15 protein-coding genes are annotated in these 25,669 nt (G+C 44.7%); 11 read left to right on the plus strand and 4 right to left on the minus strand.

From position 1 onward, the window contains the following. Positions 1–187: 187 nt before the first annotated feature. Together H8B06_RS08955 and H8B06_RS08960 are read right to left on the minus strand one after the other, a co-directional pair. Positions 188–1,819 carry a tetratricopeptide repeat protein gene (locus H8B06_RS08955; protein ID WP_190993932.1) on the minus strand — a complete coding sequence of 544 codons (1,632 nt, stop codon included), beginning with the start codon at positions 1,817–1,819 and terminating at the stop codon, positions 188–190. 172 nt (positions 1,820–1,991) lie between these two features. After that, positions 1,992–5,984 carry a hybrid sensor histidine kinase/response regulator transcription factor gene (locus H8B06_RS08960; protein WP_190993933.1) on the minus strand — a complete coding sequence of 1,331 codons (3,993 nt, stop codon included), beginning with the start codon at positions 5,982–5,984 and terminating at the stop codon, positions 1,992–1,994. 291 nt (positions 5,985–6,275) lie between these two features. On the opposite strand from H8B06_RS08960, the gene H8B06_RS08965 reads away from it, so the two are divergent. Genes H8B06_RS08965 through H8B06_RS08990 form a run of 6 tightly spaced genes read left to right on the plus strand, consistent with a single transcriptional unit; the run spans position 6,276 to position 14,593 of the window. Beyond that, positions 6,276–8,786: a glycosyl hydrolase 115 family protein gene (locus tag H8B06_RS08965; RefSeq protein ID WP_223857561.1), complete on the plus strand. Its 2,511-nt coding sequence runs from the start codon at positions 6,276–6,278 to the stop codon at positions 8,784–8,786. Positions 8,787–8,813: 27 nt separating this feature from the next. Further along, positions 8,814–10,223: an MFS transporter gene (locus H8B06_RS08970; protein ID WP_190993934.1), complete on the plus strand. Its 1,410-nt coding sequence runs from the start codon at positions 8,814–8,816 to the stop codon at positions 10,221–10,223. A gap of 18 nt (positions 10,224–10,241) precedes the next feature. Then, complete coding sequence (locus tag H8B06_RS08975) at positions 10,242–11,378, plus strand: endo-1,4-beta-xylanase (protein ID WP_190993935.1); 1,137 nt, start codon at positions 10,242–10,244, stop codon at positions 11,376–11,378. Between the two features lie 33 nt (positions 11,379–11,411). Next, complete coding sequence (locus tag H8B06_RS08980) at positions 11,412–12,374, plus strand: glycoside hydrolase family 43 protein (RefSeq protein ID WP_190993936.1); 963 nt, start codon at positions 11,412–11,414, stop codon at positions 12,372–12,374. 15 nt (positions 12,375–12,389) lie between these two features. After that, entirely contained in the window at positions 12,390–14,432 is a 2,043-nt protein-coding gene (locus H8B06_RS08985) for an alpha-glucuronidase (protein ID WP_223857562.1), read from the plus strand. A 5-nt stretch (positions 14,433–14,437) separates the two neighbouring features. Next, positions 14,438–14,593, plus strand: coding sequence for a hypothetical protein (locus H8B06_RS08990; protein ID WP_190993938.1), 156 nt, complete (start codon positions 14,438–14,440; stop codon positions 14,591–14,593). Positions 14,594–14,633: 40 nt separating this feature from the next. On the opposite strand, the gene H8B06_RS08995 is transcribed toward H8B06_RS08990, so the two are convergent. Both H8B06_RS08995 and H8B06_RS09000 read right to left on the minus strand, forming a co-directional pair. Next, positions 14,634–14,939 (minus strand): hypothetical protein, encoded by a 306-nt coding sequence (locus tag H8B06_RS08995; RefSeq protein WP_190993939.1) that lies wholly within the window; start codon positions 14,937–14,939, stop codon positions 14,634–14,636. Positions 14,940–14,992: 53 nt separating this feature from the next. Beyond that, on the minus strand, positions 14,993–15,214 hold the full coding sequence (locus tag H8B06_RS09000; RefSeq protein WP_190993940.1) for a hypothetical protein: 222 nt from the start codon (positions 15,212–15,214) through the stop codon (positions 14,993–14,995). 395 nt (positions 15,215–15,609) lie between these two features. Between H8B06_RS09000 and H8B06_RS09005 the strand changes: the two genes are divergently transcribed. The 5 genes from H8B06_RS09005 (at position 15,610) to H8B06_RS09025 (ending at position 25,646) form a co-directional block, all read left to right on the plus strand. Beyond that, the gene (locus H8B06_RS09005; protein ID WP_190993941.1) at positions 15,610–15,879 is read left to right on the plus strand and encodes a hypothetical protein; all 270 of its coding nucleotides are present in this window, start codon (positions 15,610–15,612) and stop codon (positions 15,877–15,879) included. Between the two features lie 10 nt (positions 15,880–15,889). Then, positions 15,890–17,764, plus strand: a complete 1,875-nt coding sequence (locus H8B06_RS09010) for a sialate O-acetylesterase (protein ID WP_223857563.1) — start codon at positions 15,890–15,892, stop codon at positions 17,762–17,764. A gap of 12 nt (positions 17,765–17,776) precedes the next feature. Then, entirely contained in the window at positions 17,777–20,428 is a 2,652-nt protein-coding gene (locus H8B06_RS09015) for a glycoside hydrolase family 3 C-terminal domain-containing protein (RefSeq protein ID WP_223857564.1), read from the plus strand. A gap of 241 nt (positions 20,429–20,669) precedes the next feature. After that, on the plus strand, positions 20,670–23,762 hold the full coding sequence (locus H8B06_RS09020; protein WP_190993943.1) for a SusC/RagA family TonB-linked outer membrane protein: 3,093 nt from the start codon (positions 20,670–20,672) through the stop codon (positions 23,760–23,762). A gap of 30 nt (positions 23,763–23,792) precedes the next feature. Further along, entirely contained in the window at positions 23,793–25,646 is a 1,854-nt protein-coding gene (locus H8B06_RS09025) for a RagB/SusD family nutrient uptake outer membrane protein (RefSeq protein WP_190993944.1), read from the plus strand. Positions 25,647–25,669: the final 23 nt, after the last annotated feature.

The following is a 25,669-nucleotide window of genomic DNA, read 5'->3' on the forward strand; positions in this document are numbered from 1 at the left end:
AGACCCGGCCGGGATTTACAATTTTCGGCCGTAAACAAAACATTAACAACTACTTTATGACCGTATACAACAGGGCAACAGTCTGTCTTTTTATTATTTAATGGTCTGTTTATAAGTGTGTTGTGATTTTTCTGTAGAGCCATTAAGTTTACATTAAACAAATGTTCTCTTATTTTTAACAAAGACATTAAAGCTTCTGGATAAATGCGCCTAAGCTCTTCCCTTCGGGTAGGGCAAGTTTTTTTCGTAACCGGTATCGGGCAATCCGAAGGCTATCCTTTGATATGCCCAGCATAGTCGATATGTCGGTCGAACGCAGGTTCATTTTTAACAGTGCGGCCAATCGCAGGTCGGCTGAACTCAGCTTACTGCAGTGCGCCTTTAAGCCATCAAAAAAATGTTCGTGAACCCGTTCGAATACAATACGGAAATCTTCCCAGTTCTTGTCTTGGTTGTGGTTGAGCTGGAGCAAATTCAAGAGCTGTTTTAATTCTTTCCGCTGATCTCTTTTATCGCTTTTAACGATATCGCCCAGCTTTTCCTTCAACTCTTCGAGGAGCTGGTTTTTCTGGATCAGGTGGAGGGTGTGGCTTGTCAATTCTTTGCTTTTGAGTTCTAACTCGTTTCGCAGGTTTTCGGCTTTCAACTGCTTGTTATAGAGATCGGTCTCCATGGCGATCTTCTGCGTCTCGTAGAGTTTTTGATTTTGCTCGTTAAGCTTGCGTTCATTGGCAATCTTTGATCGTTGTCGGCTGATGATGCTGAGCCCTAAGAATAGCAACAGCAGGAAAATTGCTATACCAAATAGCAACATGGTATAGTGCACCCTCCGCTCCCGTTCGTATTGGGTAATAGCATCCTCTTTCTGTTCAAGCTCAAATAAAGTCTGCAGTATCGTTAACTGTTTGGCGGTATCTTCGGAGAATATCTCGGTATGGATATTTCTTCCGGCTTCGCTGTAATAGTAGGCACTGTCGTGCTGTCCGATCAAAGAAAATATCTTGGAGAGATCACGGTAGGCACTGGCCAGCTGATAGTGTTCGTTCATCCTTTTTGCCAAGGCGACCGCCTGACGCGTATAACCCAGGGCCGTGCTGTATTCACCCGTTTTCCGGTAAATGTCGCCCATATTATTGGTAATCCTGATTTGGAGTGTCTTATCATTTGTCTTGTTGGCGATTTCCAACGCGTTGCTAAAATATACGAGGGCCGAATCGAGCTGAAATTTATCTTCATAGATGCTGCCGATGTTTTCATGGATTATAGCGGCAAGTGCCCCGTCGCTTTTCTCGTTGAGCTGTGCAAGTGCCAGATACTGGTAATATTTCGCTTTTTCCAGATTTCCGTTTTTCTCGTGCACCTGTCCGATGTGTGCCAGGGCATCGGTAATACCTTCTTCGGTACCAGCCGACTCATACAGAGCAAGCCCCTGTTCAAAGGCTTCTAAGGATGAAGGGTATTGTTTGTTATGGAGCCTTGTTTCGCCGATTTTAATCCATATCGTTGCCAGTTCGGGTAGCTGTTTTTGTTTTCTGAATAAGGATTCGGCCCGGTAGAAATTGTCCAGTGCTTGCAGATAGGCTGCTTGAAAATAGTATAGCTCGCCTATCTGTCCGTAGCAAACCGCTGCTTGGTAGTCGTCGCCATCGGCTAAAGCGGTTTGTAGCGTTCTTCTTATCTGTTTAAATGCTCCATCGGGGTTTTCACGCATCGATTCCCGTAGGAGCGGAGCCTGGGACGTGTTTTTTTGGGCAGGCAACACATTCCCCAGACATAATAGGAATACGGGAAAGAATAAATACCTGGATAAAATTGTCATCTTAAATTATTGTCCTGTGTGAAATAGAGGTAATAACTTTAAAAGTAAGATGCTTATATGATGTTATGGTTATGTTTATATTAATTAATGTTTAGTGATCTTAAAAGGCGATAAATGAAACGGTCGATGAATTCATTAATTTATCGACCGTTTTATATGAATAAGAAATTCGTTATGGGCTATGTTGCTTCGCGTGCCGATTAATATACTCCGATGGGCTTAGTCCGTACATTTTTTTAAACAATGTTGAGAAATGTGTTTGATTGGTAAAGCCTAGCGCATAGGCAACTTGGGAAATATTCATTTGCTTATCCAAAAGTAGCCTTTCAGCTTGTTTGAGACGTATATTCCGAATAAATTCGCTCGTTGAGACTCCTGTTAGGGCTGTTACCTTTCGATGTAACTGTACCCGGCTTAATCCAACTTCATCCGCTAATAGCTGTACATTTAGGCTCGGATCTTGTAGATATTTATTAACGATATTAACAATGCGCTCCATCAGGAGTTCATCACTTGATTTGAAGGAGATCGTCTTTACTTTACCTTCTTGTCCTTGGGCCCCCGAGTATTTGCCTTTGACGGTCATACGGTTTTTAATCAAGTTCTCCGCCATGACCAGCAATTCTTCAATTAAAAAAGGTTTGGTCAGATAAGCATCGGCACCTAAACCGATACCCTGCATGCGATCCTCATGGTTTATTTTAGCGGTAAGTAGAATAACAGGTATATGGTTTGTCGTGCTGTTGCTTTTTATTTTCTTAACCAGTTCAAAGCCGTCCATATCAGGCATAGAAACGTCGGATATAATAAGATCAGGGAGTTGCGACAACGCTAGTTGGAAGGCTTCCTGTCCATTTTCGGCGGATATGATTTTATAGATACTTTGCAGTTCTTGACTTACGTAACGCAGAATATCTTTCTCGTCGTCCACGACGAGTACCTTGAAATTTGTTTTATGGGAAATGATAGGAGCGGTAACCGTTTCCCTTACCAATGGAACAGGTGCTTTTTCGACCAACATATTTTTATCGTCGTTATCCTTTATCAATTGGGCTTTCGGCAAATGGGCAGTGCCCATTGGCATATGAACGAAAAAGCGGCTTCCGGATTTGTCAGCCCGGTTTTCGGCAAATACTTTTCCGCCATGTTTTTCTACTAAGACCTGGGTAAGGTGCAACCCGATGCCGGAACCTTGTTGTCCTCCAGAAACCTGATTGTTGCCCTGATAAAATCGTTTGAAAATCTTGACCGTATCATCCTGCGGTATACCTGGACCGGTGTCTGAGACCGTTATTTCGGCATAACTAGGCTGTTTGTTGAAAGAGGAGGTGACATGGACATCGATAATGCCATCATCTGGCGTATATTTGAAAGCGTTGGACAGTAAATTATGGAGCACCTTATCCAGACTATTCGTATCAATCCAAACCGGGATGTAGGTAGAATCGGAAGTGACTTGAAAGGCTATATTTCTTTCATCGGCTTGTTGTTTAAATGCGTCGGCACACTGTGTAATAAACTCCGCGAGATTTGTTTCTTGAAATTTTAATTGAAGCTGCCCGCTTTCCAATTTGCGGATATCCAACAATTGGTTGACAAGGTTTAGAATACGATGTGCATTCCTACGCATGTTTTGCAAAGTCTCTTTGGCGTGTACATCGGTTGCGTTTTTGATCAACTTATCGATAGGACTCAGGACCAGGGTCAGCGGCGAGCGAATCTCGTGTGAGATGTCTGTAAAAAGTTGGAGTTTATAAGCATGCAGCTTTTCCAAGCGGCGCTCTCGAAGGTAATGGGCGATTAAGGTCAGGATACCAATAAATATGGCTAGGTAAACGAGATAAGCAAGCGTACTGCGGTACCATGGCGGCATGACGTGCAGGGTGACGAATTTGCTCTCCGAATAGGCACCGAATTTGCAGGCTCTGATTTCCAATTCATGGGTTCCGGGCGACAGGTTATTGTAGGTAATGAGGTTGACGCCGGGTAACGTCGTATTCCAGGTTTTGTTGAAGCCTTTTAACCGATACTCGTAATGAATATTTTCCGGGCTGTTAAAGTCCATCGTGGAGAGCTCCAACGTAAAGCTATCGTCTTGGCTTGCAAAGTGAAATTCACTCGCTGCCGCCAAACTTTGGGCATAAATGGGCTTCCCACCAGACAAATATCCGGGCTTGATTGTTTGGTTACGGACGTAGATATTCGTGATATAGATCGGATGTGCATATTCGGATACATGTACCTGTTGTGGAAAGAAAGAGGTAATACCTTGTTTTCCCCCGTAATATATTTTTCCATCGGCATTTTGGTGAAATACGCCCGTATTGTAAGAGCGGTCAACCAGCCCATCTCCGGTATAATAGTTTACAATTTTATTGTCGATTGGGTTTACATAGTTGATGCCATTATAGGTACTACACCAAATATTCCCTTGCTTATCTTCACCCAACCCGGAAATAACGTTGCTGGAAAGGCCGTTATTGGTGGTGTAACTCGATAGCTCCCGTGTGTCTTTAGCAATTTTATGTAGCCCGTTATAGGTGCCGATCCAAAGGTTTTGATGACGATCTTGCAATAACGACAGTACGATTTGTTCGGAGAGTCCCTGATTTGCCCGTTGATGGACGAAGGCATCTTTTCGCGGGTCATAGCAACTGACACCCTTGTGATGGCCTAGCCAAATCAATCCCTCCTGATCACATAGGAGGGTATTGATCCAGTCATTTCCCAACGTCCCACTAGTAGCGGTCGTATTATTCATGCTAAATTGCCTGGAGGCATTCCTCCGCGGATCATATTCAATAAAACCACGACCAAAGGTAGAGATATACAGTTTGTTATTCTTGCCGAAGACCATCGCCTTGGTTTCCTCACCGGCGAATAGATTTAGGTAGCGTACGTCTTGGCCGTCTATAATTTTGCCCAGTCCCTGCTGGTATGATAAAAACCAAAGAATGCCTTGATCATCCACCTGCAACTCTGTTATATTACGTAAGTCAGGGAAAGTCTGAAGGACGTGTCCTGCGCTGTCTGCTTGAAAAACGCCCACGCCCTCTACACTATACCATATATTCCCATTGACGTCGGTTGTCAATGCGTTGATTTTATGTTTATCGGCTTCTTCCAATTCCAATACCCGCCAGAATTCGAACTGTTTGTTGCTGGATGGAATAAAAACTAAGCCTCGCTGAAACCAGCCGAGCCATAAATTTTTCTCTCTGTCCAACAGAAAGCTCGTTATACGGGCATTGCTGTAGTTTTTATCGAGATTGGAGAGCTCCATCTGTCGGAGCTGAAGTGGGCGTTCCGTCAAAGGTAATTGCCAAATCCCTCCGCGGTCAGTACTGGCAATAACCGCTGTTCCTTCTGCATTAAGTTGGATGTCATTAATAAACGGTCTTCGATTACCGTTAAAGGTAATCGGTTGAAAACGACGAGCAGACCGATCGCTAAGGACGATATCCGCATGATAGTTCAAGATTACCTCGCCACTTTTAGTTACCAGCATATTGTATTTGTCTCCATTAGGAAAAGGCACTTCCTCCCGGGAAAATTTCTGGACTTGTTTGAAATCCGGTGATAAACGTACGACGCCCAGACGATCCATCGCCACCCAAACGTGCTTATCTTTATCTTCCACGAGCTTGCGTCCATACATCCCGCCGATACGCTGATTTGCGCCTTCTAACGGAATAGCCACCCCGTTAGCGATATCAATGGAAAAAAGCCCCCATCCTGAAGTGGTTACCAAGAGCGATTCATCATGCCGCGTTAATATATCCGTGATATGCGGGGCTATCTGATCTGGAAACTGGATGCGTATAAATTCGTCTGTATTTTCATTATAGTACTGTAAGCCATTTGAACACCCGATCCACAGATGATCATGACAATCTCGATGAAGAATGGTCACATGGTTACTGGAAATTGATGTACTATCCTGTATATCGTGTAGGTATTGTATAAATCGTATTCCATCAAATTTATTAAGCCCATATTCTGTAGCGATCCATATGTAGCCATGTTTATCCTGTGAGATGCTCTTGATCAGATTGGACGACAGTTCGCCAAATCCATAGTCCCGATGATCATAAATGCGAGTGGCTTGTCCACTAACCAAGAGTGTACAGAAGGAAAATATCGATAGCAAAAATACTCTTAACATTGGTTTTCACGGTTATTAAAAGGAAAGATACAAAATCTATTTTTCTATTCGATGCCGGAATGTCTTTTTTCGAGGTAAAAGGTATAAAGAGTCTGGGTGGGAAACAGAAAGAAACGAATATGTAACATATGAAAAGGTCTTTGCAACAAAAGGAAGATGGAATGTAACATGTTGGATTGTCTTTGCTAACCGATTGATTTACCTTTACTTCACGTTTTTGATCCGCTCACTGTGTCTTTGATGTGCTGCGCTGATGCGAAAATAGGAATATGCTAAACACGTTAATAAATCATGATGATGATAAGACAATGGTTAATTGTTTTTTGCCTTATTTTTTCCAATGCAATACTTTATGCACAATCGGACGATGTATTTGTGTCCCATGACCCGGCGAAGGGCTACCTAACCCTGATAAAGGAAGGACAACCGCTTCCGCTGCAAGTAGATCCGCAGGATGATAAAGGTGTTTTGCGTGCCGTCGAAAGTTTACAGCGAGATTTTGAAAAAGTAGCCGGAAAGCGAGCGGAGGTGGCCTCTGGAGCGAAGTCGGGTATTTGGATCGGTACGGTCGGACAATCTACTTTAATCGATGGCCTGATCGCAAAAGGACAGTTACCCAAGAACGAGATAGCCGGGAAGCGGGAGAAATTTATCATTACCATCGTAGAACAACCCGCGGCGGGTATTGAATCGGCCTTGGTTATAGCCGGTAGCGACAAAAGAGGAACGATTTACGGCATCTACGAATTGTCTAAACAAATGGGTGTATCGCCTTGGTATTACTGGGCAGACGTACCGGTGGAGCGTAAAGCAAATTTATACATAAAGCCTGGTATCTATACGGATGGAGAACCTGCCGTACAGTATCGTGGTATCTTTCTCAACGACGAATACCCTGCATTAACGCGCTGGGTCAACCATACCTTCGGGGGCTATAATAGCCAGTTTTACGAAACCGTTTTTGAACTGATCCTCCGCTTGAAAGGAAACTTTTTGTGGCCTGCGATGTGGGGGAACGCTTTTTACGACGATGATCCGCAAAACGGCGTGCTGGCCAATGAGATGGGTATTGTGATGAGTACTTCGCATCACGAGCCTATGGCACGTGCGCAAGCGGAGTGGAAGCGACATGGCAATGGCGGAACCTGGGATTACAATAAAAACAAAAAAGGCCTCCAGGAATTTTGGCAAGGAGGTATGGAGCGTACAAAAAACTGGGAAACATTTGTCACCATCGCGATGCGTGGTGATGGCGATGAGCCTATGAGCGATGAGCAGAATATCAGTTTATTGGAGGAAATCGTAGGCGACCAGCGTAAAATTATTCAACAAGTTACCGGAAAGAAACCAGAACACACTCCTCAAGTTTGGGCGTTGTACAAGGAAGTACAGGATTATTACGACGATGGGATGCGTGTGCCCGATGATGTGACTTTGCTTTTTTGTGATGATAACTGGGGGAATGTGCGTAAGCTCCCTGCATTGGATGCCAAGCCCCGAAAAGGCGGATACGGCATGTATTATCATTTTGATTATGTCGGCGGACCACGGAATACCAAGTGGCTTAATGTGAGTCAGATATCCCGTGTGTGGGAGCAGATGAACTTAACTTACGCCCATGGTGTAGACAAGATTTGGGTAGTCAATGTGGGGGATTTGAAACCGATGGAATACCCCATCTCTTTTTTCTTGGATATGGCTTGGGATCCAACCCGTTTTAATCCTGCTAACCTGTTGGCACATACCGAGGAATGGTGTGCGCAGCAATTTGGCGAGCAATATGCCAGGGAAGCTGCTCGGTTAATTGATATGTACACCAAGTTCAACCATCGTGTGACCCCCGAATTATTGAACCATCGAACGTATAGCCTGGAAAACTATAACGAATTTGAGACGGTTGTGCAAGAATATCGCCAGTTATTGGTTGATGCCCTACGCCTGTACAACCAATTGCCGAATGCATATAAGGATACCTTTGATCAGCTGGTGCTGTTTCCAATCAATGGTATGTCGAATCTATACGATATGTATTATGCACAGGCGCAAAATGCCGTCTATGCAAGCAAGAACGATATATGTGCCAATTACTGGGCAGACCAGGTTAAAGAGGGCTTTGAGCGCGATTCCTTATTAACCCTACATTTCAATACGCTTTCGGGTGGGAAATGGAAGCATATGATGGATCAGGTGCGTATTGGTTATCGTAGCTGGAACAACCCACCACATAGCATCCTGCCGAAGGTAACGTATATCGATTCCAGTACTGTGCATGCCGATAGCAAGATTTTTGTGGAAGCGGACGGTTATGTGTCGATCGAGGCGATGAATTTCCACCATGCAAACCATGCTGAGCAGGTCAAGTGGACGGAGATACCGAACCTCGGCAAAACCGTTTCCGCAATCACGACGCTGCCCGTTACCGCGCCATTGGACGAACAAGTATACCTCGAATATAAGGTCGATGTGCAGTCGACCGGACGGGCAAAGCTCGTCGTATTAACCTCACCGACATTAAATTATAATGCCAATCAGGGTCTGCGCTATGCTGTTTCCATCAATGGTGGTGAAGAGCAAATACTAAATATAAATGGCCATTACAAAGGCGAGTTAGGACGTTGGCAAGCGAATCGCATTATCGAAAATGTCACCGAGCATGATTTTCCCGAAGCGGGCGAATACCGTATTCGTATCCGGCCTTTGGAACAGGGTATCGTCATCCAAAAAATCATGCTGGATTTTGGCGGATTGAAACCTTCTTATCTCGGCGCACCCGAGAGTGCACAACGCATCATCAAACTATAAAACATAAACCATAGATAACCTTATATAATGAACGCAGAAACACGTTTGGTTAACGAATCAAAAGGCTTTTATAAGCTCTCTCATGTGCAACGTATCGGTTTCGGATCAGGCGATCTGGCCCAGAACCTTATTTACCAGACGGTTTCGATGTACCTGCTTATTTTTTACACGAATGTTTTCGGCATTTCTGCCGCCGCAGCCGGCGTTATGTTTTTGGTTGTACGGATTGTCGATGTGATATGGGACCCCATTGTAGGTGCTTTCGTTGATAAGCGTAATCCGAAAATGGGAAAATACCGATCCTACCTTGTTTTAGGTGGGATACCGCTTACCGGATTTGCTATCCTTTGTTTCTGGAACGGATTTTCCGGATCACTTGTATACGCCTACGTGACCTATGTCGGGCTGTCTATGCTCTACACCCTGATCAATGTCCCTTATGGCGCGCTCAACGCTTCCCTAACGCGGGATACCGATGAAATTACCAAACTGACATCGGCACGCATGTTTATGGCCAACTTAGGAGGACTTGCCGTAGGATACGGTGTGCCGATTATCGTACAATATTTTTCACCCGATGGGAAGATCAACTCCCGGGAATCGGGCGAAGCCTGGTTTATTACCATGACCATTTATGCGCTCGTCGGCTTGTGCTTGCTGCTATTCTGTTATACGCAAACCAAAGAACGGGTCGTCATGGATGAGAAAGATACCGAAAAAGTACAGGTGTCCGATCTTTGGGTCGAGTTCAAACATAACGGTCCGCTACGCATACTGGCATTCTTTTTCATTACCGCATTTGCCATGATGGCCATCGGGAACTCTGCCGGCTCCTATTACATGATCTATAACGTACAAACTCCAGAAATGCTGCCCTATTTTATGGCATTAGGCTCTATCCCGGCATTTATCTTTATGCCCTTGGTACCGGCTATCAAGCGGGCTATAGGGAAAAAACAGATGTTTTATGTATTCCTGACGGTTGCCATTGTGGGAATGATTATGCTCTATATCATTTCTGTCGTGCCAACCTTAAAAAGCCAGATTTGGCTGGTTCTCGTTGCACAGTTCGTAAAGTCGACCGGAATCATTGTCGCCACCGGCTATATGTGGGCATTGGTTCCCGAAGTGATATCGTATGGAGAACATGCAACAGGTAAACGCATTTCTGGTATTGTTAATGCATTGACCGGGATTTTTTACAAAGCGGGAATGGCGTTAGGCGGCGTAGTGCCCGGCCTAGTATTGGCTTATGTGGGTTTTGATAAGGATAATACATTGACGCAATCCGTATTTGCAGAACAAGGAATTCTATGGCTCGTCGCTATTATTCCTGCAATCTTGTTGATCGTCGCCATGTTTATCATCTCGAAATATAAACTGGAAGATGATCTCATCGATAAGATCAATCATGAAATAGAAAATAGACACAAATAGTAAGAAAGATCAAACATTATGAATATAGTAAAAACAATAATTTTAGCTGGAATCGCTACGTGGAGTATCGGTTGTACATCAACAAACTCGCAGGTCACGCAGAAGAAGGATACGACAACGATTAAAGAAGCCTATGCCGATCGGTTCTATATCGGTACCGCCCTGAATTTAGATCAGATTTGGGAACGTAATCCTGTTGCTGAAAAAGTAGTCCAAGAGCAATTTAACTCGATCGTAGCCGAAAATTGCATGAAAAGTGAAAATATACAACCTCGTGAAGGCGAGTTTTATTTCAAGGATGCGGACCAATTTGTGGCGTACGGCGAGAAAAACAATATGCACATCGTGGGACATACCTTGATCTGGCATTCGCAGGCACCGAGATGGTTTTTCACGGATAAAGAGGGAAAAGATGTCTCGCGCGAGGTCATGATCGAAAGAATGCGCAACCATATCCATACAGTCGTTTCCCGGTATAAGGGACGTATCCATGGATGGGATGTGGTGAATGAAGCTATACTGGATAACGGCGAATATCGTAAGAGCAAGTTTTATGAGATTATCGGAGAAGAGTTTATTCCGTTAGCCTTTCAGTTTGCACAAGAGGCGGATCCGGAAGCTGAATTATATTATAACGATTATTCTACAGCTATCCCGGAAAAACGTAAGGGTATTGTGGAAATGGCCAAGAAAATACAAGCTGCCGGAATCAAAATCGATGGTCTGGGCATGCAGGAACATCACGGGTTGACCCATGCTTCAATAGCGGAAACGGAGCAGACCATTCTAGATTTTGCTGCTTTAGGTGTAAAGGTTATGGTGACGGAAATGGACATATCGGTACTTCCGCACGCACGCCGTCATGTAGGAGCGGAGTTAACGGATACGGCCGCGTATAAGCAAGCCCTAGATCCTTATCAGGAAGGGCTTCCAGAAGACAAGATGAATGAATTGGGGCAGCGTTATGTCGATTTCTTTAAATTATACCTCAAGCATCAGGATAAGATTAGCCGGGTGACCTTATGGGGAGTGGGGGATGCAGACTCCTGGAAGAATGGTTGGCCTATCGAAGGACGTACGGATTATCCTTTATTGTTCGATCGTAATTACGAACCCAAGCCCTTTGTTACCGATATTATTGATTTAGCTCTCTAACTCTATAACCTCCTCTAACTTTATATTTATCATATGAAAGCTTCCAGATATTTATTTCCGAGCGACTATATGGCAGATCCATCTGCTCACGTATTTGAAGATAAAATTTATATATACCCTTCGCACGATTGGGAAAGCGGTATCCCCGAAAATGACAATGGTGACCATTTCAATATGCGGGATTATCATGTGTTTTCGATGGACGATCCCGAAGCCGAGGTGGTTGATTACGGTGTGGTGCTTTCCACGGACGATATTCCCTGGGCAGGAAGGCAACTTTGGGATTCCGACGTGGCGTATAGAGATGGTAAGTATTATATGTACTTTCCGTTGAAAGACCAAAACGATATCTTCCGTATGGGCGTTGCTATCAGTGATCGACCAGAAGGACCTTTTATTCCCAACGCAAACCCGATGAAAGGCAGCTACAGCATCGATCCCTGTGTTTTTGAAGATAACGGGTCGTACTATATGTATTTTGGCGGAATATGGGGCGGACAATTGCAGTTTTATCGGGATAATAAGTTGACGCCTCCCTGCGAACTGCCTCATTTTCATGAACGGGCTCTTTGCCCTAAGATAGCGAAGTTAGGGGATGATATGTTGGAGTTTGCGGAAGCACCGCGTGATGTCCTTATATTGGACGAACAGGGTAATCCGCTGAAACAGGGTGATTCGGAACGCCGCTTTTTTGAAGCTTCATGGGTGCATAAATATCAAGGTAAATATTACTTTTCGTATTCTACCGGTGATACGCATCTGTTGTGTTATGCCGTCGGCGATAATCCTTATGGACCGTTTACCTATCAAGGTGTGATATTGACTCCCGTAGTCGGCTGGACCACACACCATAGCATTTTGGAATTTAAAGATAAATGGTACTTGTTCTACCATGATGCGATGCCATCTGGCGGGAAAACCTGGCTGCGGAGCATGAAGATGGTAGAGCTGGAATATGATGAAGAGGGTGCTATCAAGACGATAGCCGGACAGTAAATAAACAAAATGACTATGTTGCCTATTAAAAAATACCTCATCTATTTTTTCTTTCTATTGCCATTTTTCGGATATGCCGAAGATGGAAGCCAGCTTTGGTTGCGATACAAACCGGTAGACGCGCAGACGCAGAAGCAGCGGCATATCCGTCTGCAGGATAAGCATGAAACTGCCCTGCTGGCTAAACAGGAGCTGGACAGTTACTGGCGCGGACCGTCTATTGAGATGCATCTCGACAAAAAGGCGAAAAGATTAAAAGAAGGTTATCAGATTAAGGGCGACACCTCTGCTGTTTATTTGACGGCCGCCGAGCCTATCGGTTTGTTGTATGGTGCCTATCATTTATTGCGCCTTCAGGAAACCAAAGCTGATATGCGGCACCTGTATATCGAAGAGATTCCCGATTATGACATCCGCATCCTGAACCATTGGGATAATCTGGATCGTACCGTAGAAAGAGGATATGCGGGGTATTCTTTATGGCGATGGGAAGAATTACCACACAAGTTATCTCCCCGTTATGAAGAGTATGCGCGGGCAAATGCTTCGATTGGTATCAACGCAACCGTGCTGAACAACGTGAACGCATCACCGCAAATACTGACCGGTGATTATATACAAAAGGTGAAAGCTTTGGCCGATATATTCCGGAAATACGGTATCCGGGTTTATCTATCGGCCAATTTTTCTTCACCGAAAGTGCTGGATGGGCTAGCAGACTCTGATCCTTTGCGTAAGGAGGTGCAGGATTGGTGGAAAGTTAAGGTGAAAGAAATCTATCAGCATATCCCGGATTTTGGTGGTTTTTTGGTCAAAGCAAATTCAGAAGGCCAGCCAGGACCACAGGATTACGGACGTACCCATGCTGATGGGGCGAATATGCTGGCGGATGCGTTGAAGCCTTATGGCGGACTGGTGATGTGGCGGGCTTTTGTCTATAATCCAACGGAAGAGGATCGGGCTAAACAAGCCTATCAGGAGTTTGTACCGCTGGATGGCGAGTTTCGGGATAATGTCATTATCCAGATTAAAAATGGCCCGGTAGACTTTCAGCCTAGAGAACCGTTTACACCGCTTTTTGGTGCCATGAAGCATACGGCGCAAATGATCGAGTTTCAAATTACCCAAGAATACCTGGGTTTTTCGAACCACTTAGCGTACTTGGCGCCATTATTTAAAGAAACCTTGGATGCGGATACCTATAGCGAGGGGAAAGGGAGCACGGTGGCGCGTGTTACCGACGGGAGTATGTTTAGGGGAGAAAAAACAGCGGTTTCGGCTGTTGCCAATATTGGTGAAGATACGAATTGGACGGGGCACCATTTTGCACAAGCGAATTGGTATGCATTTGGGCGGCTGGCTTGGAACCACCAATTATCATCCGAAGATATCGCCAACGAATGGATTCGGCAGACCTTCACAAACGCGGTTGATTTCGTAACACCTGTGCGCCAGATGATGATGGATTCACGTGAAGCAGTCGTGGATTATATGATGCCCTTGGGCTTACATCATATTTTCGCCTTCGACCACCATTATGGTCCGGAGCCTTGGGGCGACCGGAAAGGAGGGAGACCAGACTGGATGCCTTGGTATTACCATAATGCGGATACGATTGGTTTAGGTTTTGATCGCACGGCGACGGGGAGCAATGCCGTGTCGCAATATTACCCACCGTTGGATAGCATCTATGGAGGTATCAATAGCTGTCCGGAAAGCCTGTTGCTCTGGTTTCACCATGTTCCGTGGACGCATACTATGAAAAATGGTCGTACACTATGGGATGAGCTATGTATACATTATGACCGAGGTGTTCAGCAGGTACGCGGATTTCAAAAGACCTGGGATAAACTACAAGCTCACGTAGACCAACAGCGGTTTTTAGAAGTACAATCCAAACTAAAAATTCAATCAAAAGATGCGGTGTGGTGGAAAGATGCCTGTTTGTTGTATTTCCAAACATTCTCCAAAATGCCTATACCTTATGACCTCGAGCGACCGGTTCACGAACTGGAAGAACTGAAAAAAATTAAATTGGATATGACGCATCATAATTAGTTGGCATGAAAGAATTCGATTCGCCGTATATCATCTACTATATCGATTCGGATGGTAATGTGTTGATTAACAAAATTATATCCATTATTTCACTTCGAAATAAGTGGAAAAAAGACCTTCCGTTTTACTGGATTGTCCTCCCATTAATGGGCAGCAGATAATGGAAACAAGCTCAAAACAAGCCTGATCAACGTTACATTGCTATAGGTCTGTATAGAAACGGTCAGCTTCGATAATGGAACGTCCAGCTTCCGTATCGAAGCAAAATGGTTCTAGGGCGGCGTGGTTTACTTCTGCACAGCAATAACCTACTTCCGTATAGAAGTAAACCAATCCCCTGCAGTATTTGCCAGCTGCGGGATAGGAGTATGCAGGAGCTGTCCGCAAATATGCCGCTACCGGACAGCTATTTGCCACGTCCGTGCAGAACCATCCAACTTCTGCACGGAAGTAAATGATAACCGTGCCATAGTATATAGCTTCCGGACAGATATGCTCCGTTACCATCTCGAAGAAGCGTAGTTCTAGGTAGCAACAAACTACTTCTGGACTGGAGTTCCCTACTTCCTCCCCGAAACCATGAGTCGGGATGTAACCAATTTATAACCGGGTTGAAGTATAACAGGTCGCGCATGGAAGAACAATAGGGCTATACTGGTATACTTTACTTCGGGATAGAAGTAAACTACTTCCACACGGGAGTTAGGGGTTCCTGTATGGAAGCTGACGGCTTCGGGATGTCCCGACAGCCCCAAAAAGAGGATGTCGATCCTGCAGCTCACCCTGGGATTACTGGAACCTAAGCTATGGGAAAACGACTTCCAGCCCCAGATACTAATGGATCAGGACTGCGATATCCCGCAATAGATGCAGGGTTTTCCGCTACATAACGGACATTATCCTCCTACAACGATTAAGTATTTCTCCATCATGACGGAGTATTCGAAACAATGGAGTTTTATTTGCATAATATATCTGGAAGATGATACTTTGATTTATTTTAACATGTTGCAAATTCCTTTCTATTTATTTCAGATAGTGTCATTTTATTGCTTTAGCAGGCGGTTATTATCTCTTTCTGCCATATTGGTTTCGTAAGGATGGGAACAAGTTTGTAATTTAGCTATAAGCCAACAATAAATTATAAACGAAATAAATCTAGCGGGACATACACAATATGACACATCTTAAACAAGCGATCACTTTTCTTTTTGCTCTTTTATTATTCAACCGTTTATTTGGGCAACATGAACCTATAGATAAACGCGAACGGACGTTGTTGTCCGAAGGTTGGAAATTTTATCGTTATCCAACAGGAGGTGACAACTTAATCTACGATGTCCGACCGGAAGTAAAAGAAGATCTCGATAAACGAGAGGCAGCCGCAAAACCCGTGGCATCAAAAGGATTATCGACTGGAAATATATCTTGGACGCTAAATTATTAAATTAATGTGTATGCAAAATTCTGCGCATCGGCTTTTATGGACGCTGGTTCCATTACTTTTATGGACGGTTAATCTTTCTGCCAAAATACGTTTACCGGCGCTCATCAGCGATAAGATGGTTCTGCAGCGTGACATTGATCTCCGTATCTGGGGATGGGCGGATGTAGGCGAGAAAGTAACCGTTCGGTTTCAAGGTGAACACTATTATACGGAAGCGGGCAACGACGGCAAATGGTTTGTGTCCTTACCTCCGCAAGCAGCAGGAGGGCCGTATATCATGGAGGTCAACGAAATCGTGATCCGCGACATCCTCATTGGTGACGTATGGTTAGCATCCGGGCAATCGAACATGGAAACGCCTATTGCGCGTTTAACGCATCGCTACCCGGAAATAAACGTATCCAATAACCACATGATCCGTCATTTTAAAGTGCCCACACAAAACACGGTCGAATCGGTGCAAGAAGATATTCCGGCGGGCGGAAAATGGTATTCCGCGGTAGCGTCGGAAGTGATGAACTGGACGGCTTTGGCCTATTTTTATGCACAAGAAGCTTACCATCATACGAAAGTGCCTGTGGGTATGCTCGTCTCTAGTTTGGGCGGTTCCGCGATCGAAAGTTGGATTAGCCAAGAACATCTCCGGGAGTTCCCACATTTATTGGTTGATCAAGTGGCCGTCGACAGTTTGCCTAAAGCAATGCAAGACCCAGGAGCAGGAAAGTGGACGAACCCAAATTTGGATGATACCCACTGGAAAACGATGACCGTTCCGGGGCGTTGGCGCTCTCAGGGAATACACACGAAAGGTGTGATCTATTTTCGGAAAGAATTTGAAATGCCCGGATCTATGGACGGACGGCACGCGAGAATCCGTTTGGGCATGTTGATCGATAGTGATTCTGTTTTTGTTAATGGACACTTTGTGGGTTCCACCTCCTATATGTATCCGCCGCGTGAATATCATATCCCGGTGGGTGTATTGCGTGCGGGGAAAAATAATATTACGGTACAATTAACGGCGAAGAACGGCAACGGTGGTTTTGTAGAGGACAAGCCTTATAAGGTCATTGGAGATGATATAGAGGTGGATCTAAGCGGTGAATGGAAATATCAGGTCGGTGTAGACGTTGATGAAATTGCGGTATACAGAACCCGCCTCCAAAATATAAAAACAGCCGGATCTGGTTTGTACAATGGTATGATTTACCCTATCCGTGATTATCGGGTACGAGGGGCGATTTGGTATCAGGGAGAGACGAATGCCGGTCGCCCACAGCATTATCAAGCCTATCTGGAGTCGTTGATGCGTAATTGGCGGGAATTGTATCGAGCTCCTGAACTACCATTTTTGATCGTGCAGTTACCCAATCACTTAAAAAAATCGGAAAAACCGGAGGAAAGTGGCTGGGCGGAGATACGCGAGGCACAGTTTAAAGCGACCCAGCGAGTTCCGAACACGGCATTAGCTGTGACATACGATGTTGGTGAATGGAATGACATTCACCCGTTGAACAAAAAGGATATCGCACATCGGCTATTTTTAGGTGCAAGGAAAGTATCTTTCGGCGAGAAGTTAATCAGCTCGGGACCTATGTATCAGAAAATGAAAATAGATGGCGATAAAATGGTGTTGTATTTCACGGAGATTGGTGGAGGATTACAGAGTAAGGATGGCGTGTTACGGCATTTTGCGATTGCAGGAGAAGATCAAAAGTTTGTGTGGGCGAATGCAGTAATTACAGGTAATACCGTGGTCGTGAGCAGCCCAGAGGTGAAAAAGCCAGTTGGAGTTCGTTATGCGTGGAGCAGCAATCCTGAAGATGCTAATCTGGAGAACAAGGCGGGCTTGTTGGCCTCGCCATTTAGAACAGATAATTGGTGAAAAACTATGGATATGAAAAGAACGTATTATTTTTCAGGAATGTTGCTGTCCTTGATTTTAACGGCTTTTGCGTTTAAAGGACAATCGAATGAGGAAGATTACCCATTTAGAAACCCAGATCTTCCTACGGAAGAACGTATAGAAAATTTGATAAGCTTATTGTCGTTAGAGGAGAAGATCGGATTGATGATGAACAGTTCAAAGCCGGTGCCACGGTTAGGGATTCCGGCGTACGATTGGTGGAATGAAGCTTTGCACGGCGTAGCACGTTCGGGAAAAGCGACCGTGTTTCCGCAAGCTATCGGTATGGCAGCAACTTGGGATGAAGATAATCATCTGAAGACTTTTGAAATTATCTCCGACGAAGCTCGCGCCAAATACAATGAAGCTGTAAAACAGGGGGAAAGGGGGCGTTATTACGGTTTAAGTTTTTGGACACCCAATATCAATATCTTCCGCGATCCCAGATGGGGGCGTGGACAGGAAACTTATGGAGAAGATCCTCATTTGACGACGCGTTTGGGGTTAGCGGCCGTAAAGGGTTTGCAAGGCAACGATGACAGGTATTTTAAAACGCACGCCTGTGCCAAACATTATGCCGTACACAGCGGTCCGGAATGGAACAGACATTCGTATAATGCGGTCGTTTCGAACCGGGATTTGTGGGAAACTTATCTTCCGGCCTTTCAAGCTTTGGTGCAAGAGGGAAATGTGCAGGAAGTGATGTGTGCCTATAATGCTTTTGAGGGACAGCCTTGTTGCGGAAGCGACCGATTGATGATGGATATTCTCCGTAATAAATGGGGTTTCGACGGCATGGTGGTATCGGATTGCTGGGCGATTGACGACTTTTACAAAAAAGGGCATCATGAATCGCACAACACACCTGCAGAAGCCGTGGCAAATGCCGTGTTAACATCGACCGATTTGGAATGCGGGCAGTCTTACGAGCATTTACTGGCGTCGGTAAAACAAGGGCTGATTACGGAGGAACAGATTAATGTTTCTTTGCGGCGCGTGTTACGTGGTTGGTTTGAATTGGGTATGTTTGATCCGGAAGACCGTGTGCCGTGGAGTACCTTATCTTATGATATTGTGGCATCTGCGAAGCACCGACAGCAGGCTTTGGATGTGGCTCGTCAGTCGATGACGTTGTTGAAGAATGAAAAGGAAACACTCCCGTTAAGCAAAAAATTGAAACGGATAGCCGTTGTGGGCGCAAATGCCGCAGATAGTATGATGTTATGGGGGAATTATAATGGTACGCCAACATCGACGGTAACAATTTTGGACGGTATCCGAAAGAAAATGCCAAATGCCGAGATCATCTATGAAAAAGGCAGTGATCTAGTCGATCCTTGGGTTCGTCATTCCCTGTACGAGTCTTTCTTGACAACCAAGGATGGGGAGCGAGGTCTGAAAGTGGAGTTTTACAATAACAATGCCTTGAAGGGAAAACCTGTACGCACCTTAATCAACCGTTTGGGAATTGAGTATTCCAACCGTGGCGGTACGGCTTTAGCGCAGGATGTCAACCTCGAAAACACGTCTACACGTATTTCGGGGGTTTTTGTGGCACCTTACACGGGTGAAGTGGTTTTTAAAGCACATGCCAATGATGGGTATGTGGTGATCTTTGACGGCAAGGAAATCGGTAAGATGGCCGGCCTTGAAGCGGTTCGTGGGGCAGAATATGCCGTGCAGGTGGAGAAGGACAAAGCTTATCCCGTGGTATTCGAGCATCGTCAAAAAGGAAGTATCCTAACCATGGGCTTCTCCGTCTTTAAAAAAGAAAAGGCTGACTTTACGGATTTGACGAAGCGTTTGAAAGATGTCGATGTGATTGTTTATGCAGGAGGGTTGTCTCCACAACTAGAAGGAGAGGAAATGTTTGTGGATGCGGAGGGGTTCAAAGGAGGTGATCGAACATCCATTGACTTGCCGAAGGTGCAACGTGATCTGTTGGCTGCCTTACGCCAGACGGGAAAACCGGTTGTGTTCGTATTGTGTACTGGAAGTTCTTTAGCACTTGAGCAAGATGAAAAAAACTACGATGCTTTACTTTGTGCTTGGTATGGAGGCGAGGAAGCAGGAACAGCCGTTGCGGATGTACTTTTTGGAGATTACAATCCAGCAGGCCGATTACCAATAACTTTTTATAAATCCTTAGCCCAGCTGGATGGTGCTTTGACGCAGACCGGAGATGAGGATCGTCAAGGCTTTGAAAATTATGATATGCAAGGACGTACGTATCGGTATATGAAGGAGACTCCATTGTATGCATTTGGCCACGGGCTGAGTTATGCCACGTTTTCCTATGGAAAAGCACACTTACCGCAGTCTACCATAGATGGTAAAAGTCCGGTGCAACTGTCAATTCCGGTGACCAATACGTCGAAGGTAGACGGTGAAGAAGTCGTACAAGTTTACGTAGCGCGGAATAATGATGCGCTTGCTCCCGTTAAATCGTTACGTGCATTCGCACGTGTTCCACTCAAGGCCGGCGAATCAAAAATGGTCGATATCGAAATTAAACCCGATGCTTTTCAGTTTTATGATGAAGAAGCAGACGGTTTACAGCTGGAACCCGGAGACTATACCATTCTGTATGGAGGCACTTCAGCAATAGCCGAGCTAGCGACTTTACTAATTGAAATTTATTGATTATCAACAATATATATAGTGTGTAACGAATTGAAATGTTTATGATACATATACGAACAGTTAAAAATAAATATAAGTATATCATTGTACAGGCAACCAAGAATTTATTTCTGCTAAAGAGAGATAATCATGAAACGTCCTTTTATAAACTTCAACTCTCTTGAACGAATGCAACCGGTTGTATAAAAATAAAAAGATAGAATGTTAAATTAAATTTTTATAACTAAATAAATCCTATAATATGATGAGTATCTACAAATTTAGGCCGCGACAACAGGCAAAATATGTTGTTCGGATGACCTGCCTACTATTGATTGCTTTTTTTTCTTCTCTTTATGCGGAAGCGCAAGAAGGTGGCGAACGGGTATCGGGAAGAGTATTGGATGAACAGGGAGCTGCTATTGGTGGTGTATCTGTGCGCAATGGAGATGGTTCATCCAGTACGTCCACGGATGATCAAGGGAGATTCAGTATTCAGTTGTCGACAGATCGTGTTTTAAGATTTGTCTACGTAGGTTATGCGGCGCGAGAAATTACGGTTGGAAAAACCGACCGTGAATTGCGTGTAACTATGGTTACAGAAACCAGTGCCTTGGACGAGGTGGTTGTGGTGGGATATGGTACCCAGCGTCGGCAGGATGTGACGGGAGCTATTGCCTCTGTAGACAGCAAGATACTAAGGGAGATTCCTGCTGCCAGTATGACGCAAGCACTACAAGGACGTGTAGCTGGAGTGAATATTTCGCAGACATCTACCCGCCCCGGAGCGGGAATGCAGATTCGTATCCGCGGTTCTCGTTCTTTGTTGGCAGCAAATGATCCATTGATTGTCTTGGACGGAATTCCATTTGCCGGATCGTTAGCAGATATAAATCCCAGTGATATCCGGAGTGTTGACGTCTTGAAAGACGCATCAGCGTCTGCTATTTATGGCTCACGTGCTGCTAATGGTGTGATTTTGGTAACGACTTTCCGGGGATCTACCGGTGGAATTAGGGTTACATACAACGGATTTTATGGCTTAAAAAAGGTGGCGGAAAAATATCAAGTATTCAATGGAGAAGAGTTCGCACAGTTGCGGGATGTGGCGGGCTATACCCAGTATCTGCCTCAAGAACAAGAAATGATGGAAGCAGGTAAGTCTACGGACTGGCAAGACGTTATGTATAAAGACGGACGAGTAACCGACCAAAACCTTAGTATAGCTGGGGGAAATGACAAAGGGCAATATTCAGTAGGTTTGGGCTATTACGATGAGTCTACAGTTTTACCGGGGCAGGAATATAGCCGCTACTCGCTTCGTTTTGCTACCGATCTGGAACTTAGCCGATATATCAAGGTTGGCCTCAGTACTCAAAATAGCTACAGTATCACCAAGGGTGAAGGAGCTAGCTTGATGTACCAGATGTTAACGTTGTCTCCATTGGCTCCCACGCACAACGCTGATGGAAGTATATACATGCAACCTTCGTATCCAACAGATGAATATTTTAATCCATTGCTTATTAATCAACCGGATGCCTGGGCACAGGATCGTAACCGCTTCAATTCCTTTAATTCTTTGTATGGTGAAATTAGGTTTACTGACTATCTAAAATGGCGTACGAACGTGGGTTTGACCTACACCCAAAACAACTATGGACATTTTAATAGCTCAAAAACGCCATTCCGAAACGGAAATCCATCTGAAGCGCGTGTAACATTTCAACCTGGTACAAGTTGGACAATAGAAAACCTTTTGTACTATGAACAGACAATTGCCGAAAAACATAAATTAAACGCGGTAGCCATGGTATCGGCTGAAGAAAACGAAAGTCACGAATTCCGAGCGGATGCATTGGACATGATGGCTGACTTTATGCTTTATTATAACCTGGGCTATTATAAGGAAGGAACGGGCAATATAGCTATTCCTGCAGGCAACCAATGGTATAACAAACGAGCACTGCAGTCGTTAATGGCACGCATTAATTATGGGTACGATGACCGCTATCTGCTCACGGCGACCCTCCGTCGTGACGGATCTTCAGTTCTAGCTCCTGGCCATAAATGGAAAACCTACTTTGCGCTTTCATCTGGATGGAATATCATGAATGAACAATTCATGGAAAATCAGCGTGCTTTTTCTAACCTAAAATTACGCGTCGGATTCGGACAAACGGCGAGCCAGGCCATAAATCCTTACCAAACGCTTGGAAGCTTATCCCAGAACCGATATAATTTTGGAGATGAAAATGCATTCGGTTATTATGTCAATAATCTGGCGAATCCCTCACTGACATGGGAACCGACCAATACTTGGAATATCGGGTTGGATTTCGGAATACTTGAAAACAGATTTAGTGGTAGCATTGAATGGTATACGCAAGATTCACATGATTTGCTTTATGACAGATCATTACCACCAACCTCAGGCGTGCCGGGGCGTGTGGTAGTCAACGAAGGCAGAACCCGGAATAGCGGAATGGAATTCACTCTGTCATCAGACATTATCCGGCCGTCGGACGACACCGGTTTTAGTTGGCAAATAGATGCTAACCTGACTTTCAACAGAAACAAAGTGTTAGCATTAAGTAGTGGACTTACCGCCGATGAAGGCCGGGGTTACTTTGTCGGACATCCGATCAATGTGATCTTTAACTACAGCAAAGTAGGCATCTGGCAACTTGATGAGGCTGGAGAAGCTGCCAGCTATGGATTCCGTCCTGGACAGGTTAAGTTATTGGATTATAATAATGACGGTAGAATAGACGCCAATGACCGTCATGTTTCGGGGAGATTGGATCCTGATTTTGAAGGGGGAATTACAAATCGGATGGGATATAAAAATTTCGATTTTACCGTCGTTGGGTTCTTCCGGGTAGGTGGTACACTGATCAGCCAGATCCATCAAGGGAATTCTTACACCAATATGTTGCAAGGCCGTCGTAACCAGATCAAGGTCGATTATTGGACGCCTTGGAATCCCACGAATGAATATCCTATGCCTGATGGAAGCAATGATCAACCCGCTGGAAATTATGGATCTACATTGGGGTTTTATGATGCCGGGTTTTTGAAGATACGGACTATCAGTTTAGGCTACAGTTTTAACGAATCGATTACACAGCGACTCGGTATAAATGCCTTCCGACTGTATTCCACTGTACAGAATCCATTTGTATTTTTCTCTGATTATATGAAACGTGGAGGCGGCGTTGACCCAGAAGGCACCAACCTAGGAAATAGCGGATACACAGGTGGCGCTGGCGGGGTACAAGCTCGTCATATTGTAGCGGGACTTAATACACCCCCTACACGTGGTTTCTTATTGGGGCTAAATGTAACTTTCTAATCATTATAAAACATTAAAAAAATAAAGCGTATGAAAACGTTAAAAATATCTAGTCTTATGCTTGGTCTCATGTTGACGGTGAGTTCTTGCTCAAAGTTTCTCGAGGAACAACCGAGATCAAGCTTGACTCCAGACTTTTTTACGACGGAGCAAGGTATAATAGCCGGACTAACCGCGGCTTATTCGGGATTAAGGTACCAATATGGAACACAAGGCGGTATGTCTATCAGTTCGGTGGGAACCGATGAGGCCACTAAAGGAGGGGACGGTAATGAAGAACAGATTAACAACTATGGTGTAGATATACTCGGTGCCGGACATTTTCAAACTCCTTGGAATCGTAATTTTACGTTCATCAATACTTGTAATGGTATCGTAGACTATGCGACTGGTGATAATGAGGCTTTAGTAGCCGAAGCCAAATTCCTGCGTGCACAATATTATTACGGACTTGTAACGATGTTTGGCGGAGTTCCGTTGGATCTGGGAAGCGGTCCGCTGAAGTTTACCACTACGCCAACGACCACCTCGGTACGTAACACAGCTATCGAAGTGTTCGAGGCCATCGTAGAGGATTTGAAAGGTGCTATCGAAGGGTTGCCTGCCATCAGTACTACACCTGGTCGGGTAGGAAAAGCGGCTGCCATACACTATTTAGCAAAAACCTATCTGGCTATAGCATGTTACTATGACTATGATTATACGAACGAGATCAACAACGATTATAATTCTACGGCTTCCGTCGAGGGCGTAAATAGCGCTAAGGCGAGGGAGTTTTATCAACTAGCGCTTACGACCGCTAAACAGATATTGGACAATCGTGGAACATATGGTGTGGGCCTTCTTGCCGACTTTGCCGATGTAAACAGGGCAGGCAATGAGCATAGCATTGAATCCTTATTCACAGTGGAACGTACTACCGACTACATTTTTGACGAATCAGGAGCCGGTGCAAGTGGCGGCCCGGAAGATGGATTGAAGGAGAACCGTGCTAACTTTATGTTTTGTGCTTATTATGAAGGCCCTGATGGTGACGGTACCTTGTTGGCTCGTACTCGTGAATACGGCCGTGGCTGGCGACGTTTCGTTCCGACAAAGTATTTGATCGAAACCGTTTTCGCAGATAAGGTAAACGATAGTCGCTATTACAAGTCTTTTCAAAGCCTCTGGTCAGTAAACCGTGTAAACGATGGTGTAAACCATCCTGATTTTGGAAAGCCAGCGATTTTTATGCCCGGCGTGGCATCGTATGCAGCTGCAGCACCGGAAATTCAACAAGTAATAGACAAGATGCAGGTAGAGGGTTCTGCGACAGCCAAACAGCTGATCCGATACAACGGTTCCTTTACCCGTAATATGTTTCCTTCCAGCTTAAAATTAGCTGATCCTAACGGCGAGATTAATGATTCCTCGCACCGCCCATTTATTGTATCCAAGTTATCCGAAACAATATTAGTTGCCGTGGAGGCTGCTTTTAAAATCGGCGATAATGCTACGGCTGTGGCCTACATCAACGAGCTCCGGACTAGAGCGGCCAAAGGTAGTGTCCTGAATACCCATATCCCGGGTTTGGTGAACGAAACGCAAGCGATCGCTAATATGCAGATTTCAGCGGGAAGCCTTACGCTAGATTTTATCTTGGATGAACGCTCGCGAGAACTGTGTTGTGAACAACTCCGTTGGTTTGATTTGATTCGTACGAACAAACTTATTCCCCGTTTACAGGCTGGTTACAATGCGTTTGGTATAGCTGATGATACAAACTTTTCAGGTGCGGCTGCGGCCAATGTGAGACGTTTTCATCATTTGCGTCCGATTCCACAACAGCAAATGGATGCTATGACAGGTGATAATAAAGCGGCTTATCAAAATCCCGGTTATTAACTAATATTTATGATGAACCTCAA

Source organism: Sphingobacterium micropteri (assembly GCF_014692515.1).
Taxonomy (GTDB): domain Bacteria; phylum Bacteroidota; class Bacteroidia; order Sphingobacteriales; family Sphingobacteriaceae; genus Sphingobacterium; species Sphingobacterium micropteri.

Excerpts from the sequence above, each read along its gene's own strand:
- H8B06_RS08955 (WP_190993932.1), bottom strand. The coding sequence starts at position 1,819 with ATGACAATTTTATCCAGGTATTTATTCTTTCCCGTATTCCTATTATGT.
- H8B06_RS08960 (WP_190993933.1), bottom strand. The coding sequence starts at position 5,984 with ATGTTAAGAGTATTTTTGCTATCGATATTTTCCTTCTGTACACTCTTG.
- H8B06_RS08965 (WP_223857561.1), top strand. The coding sequence starts at position 6,276 with ATGATGATGATAAGACAATGGTTAATTGTTTTTTGCCTTATTTTTTCC.
- H8B06_RS08970 (WP_190993934.1), top strand. The coding sequence starts at position 8,814 with ATGAACGCAGAAACACGTTTGGTTAACGAATCAAAAGGCTTTTATAAG.
- H8B06_RS08975 (WP_190993935.1), top strand. The coding sequence starts at position 10,242 with ATGAATATAGTAAAAACAATAATTTTAGCTGGAATCGCTACGTGGAGT.
- H8B06_RS08980 (WP_190993936.1), top strand. The coding sequence starts at position 11,412 with ATGAAAGCTTCCAGATATTTATTTCCGAGCGACTATATGGCAGATCCA.
- H8B06_RS08985 (WP_223857562.1), top strand. The coding sequence starts at position 12,390 with ATGTTGCCTATTAAAAAATACCTCATCTATTTTTTCTTTCTATTGCCA.
- H8B06_RS08990 (WP_190993938.1), top strand. The coding sequence starts at position 14,438 with ATGAAAGAATTCGATTCGCCGTATATCATCTACTATATCGATTCGGAT.
- H8B06_RS08995 (WP_190993939.1), bottom strand. The coding sequence starts at position 14,939 with ATGGTAACGGAGCATATCTGTCCGGAAGCTATATACTATGGCACGGTT.
- H8B06_RS09005 (WP_190993941.1), top strand. The coding sequence starts at position 15,610 with ATGACACATCTTAAACAAGCGATCACTTTTCTTTTTGCTCTTTTATTA.
- H8B06_RS09010 (WP_223857563.1), top strand. The coding sequence starts at position 15,890 with ATGCAAAATTCTGCGCATCGGCTTTTATGGACGCTGGTTCCATTACTT.
- H8B06_RS09015 (WP_223857564.1), top strand. The coding sequence starts at position 17,777 with ATGAAAAGAACGTATTATTTTTCAGGAATGTTGCTGTCCTTGATTTTA.
- H8B06_RS09020 (WP_190993943.1), top strand. The coding sequence starts at position 20,670 with ATGATGAGTATCTACAAATTTAGGCCGCGACAACAGGCAAAATATGTT.
- H8B06_RS09025 (WP_190993944.1), top strand. The coding sequence starts at position 23,793 with ATGAAAACGTTAAAAATATCTAGTCTTATGCTTGGTCTCATGTTGACG.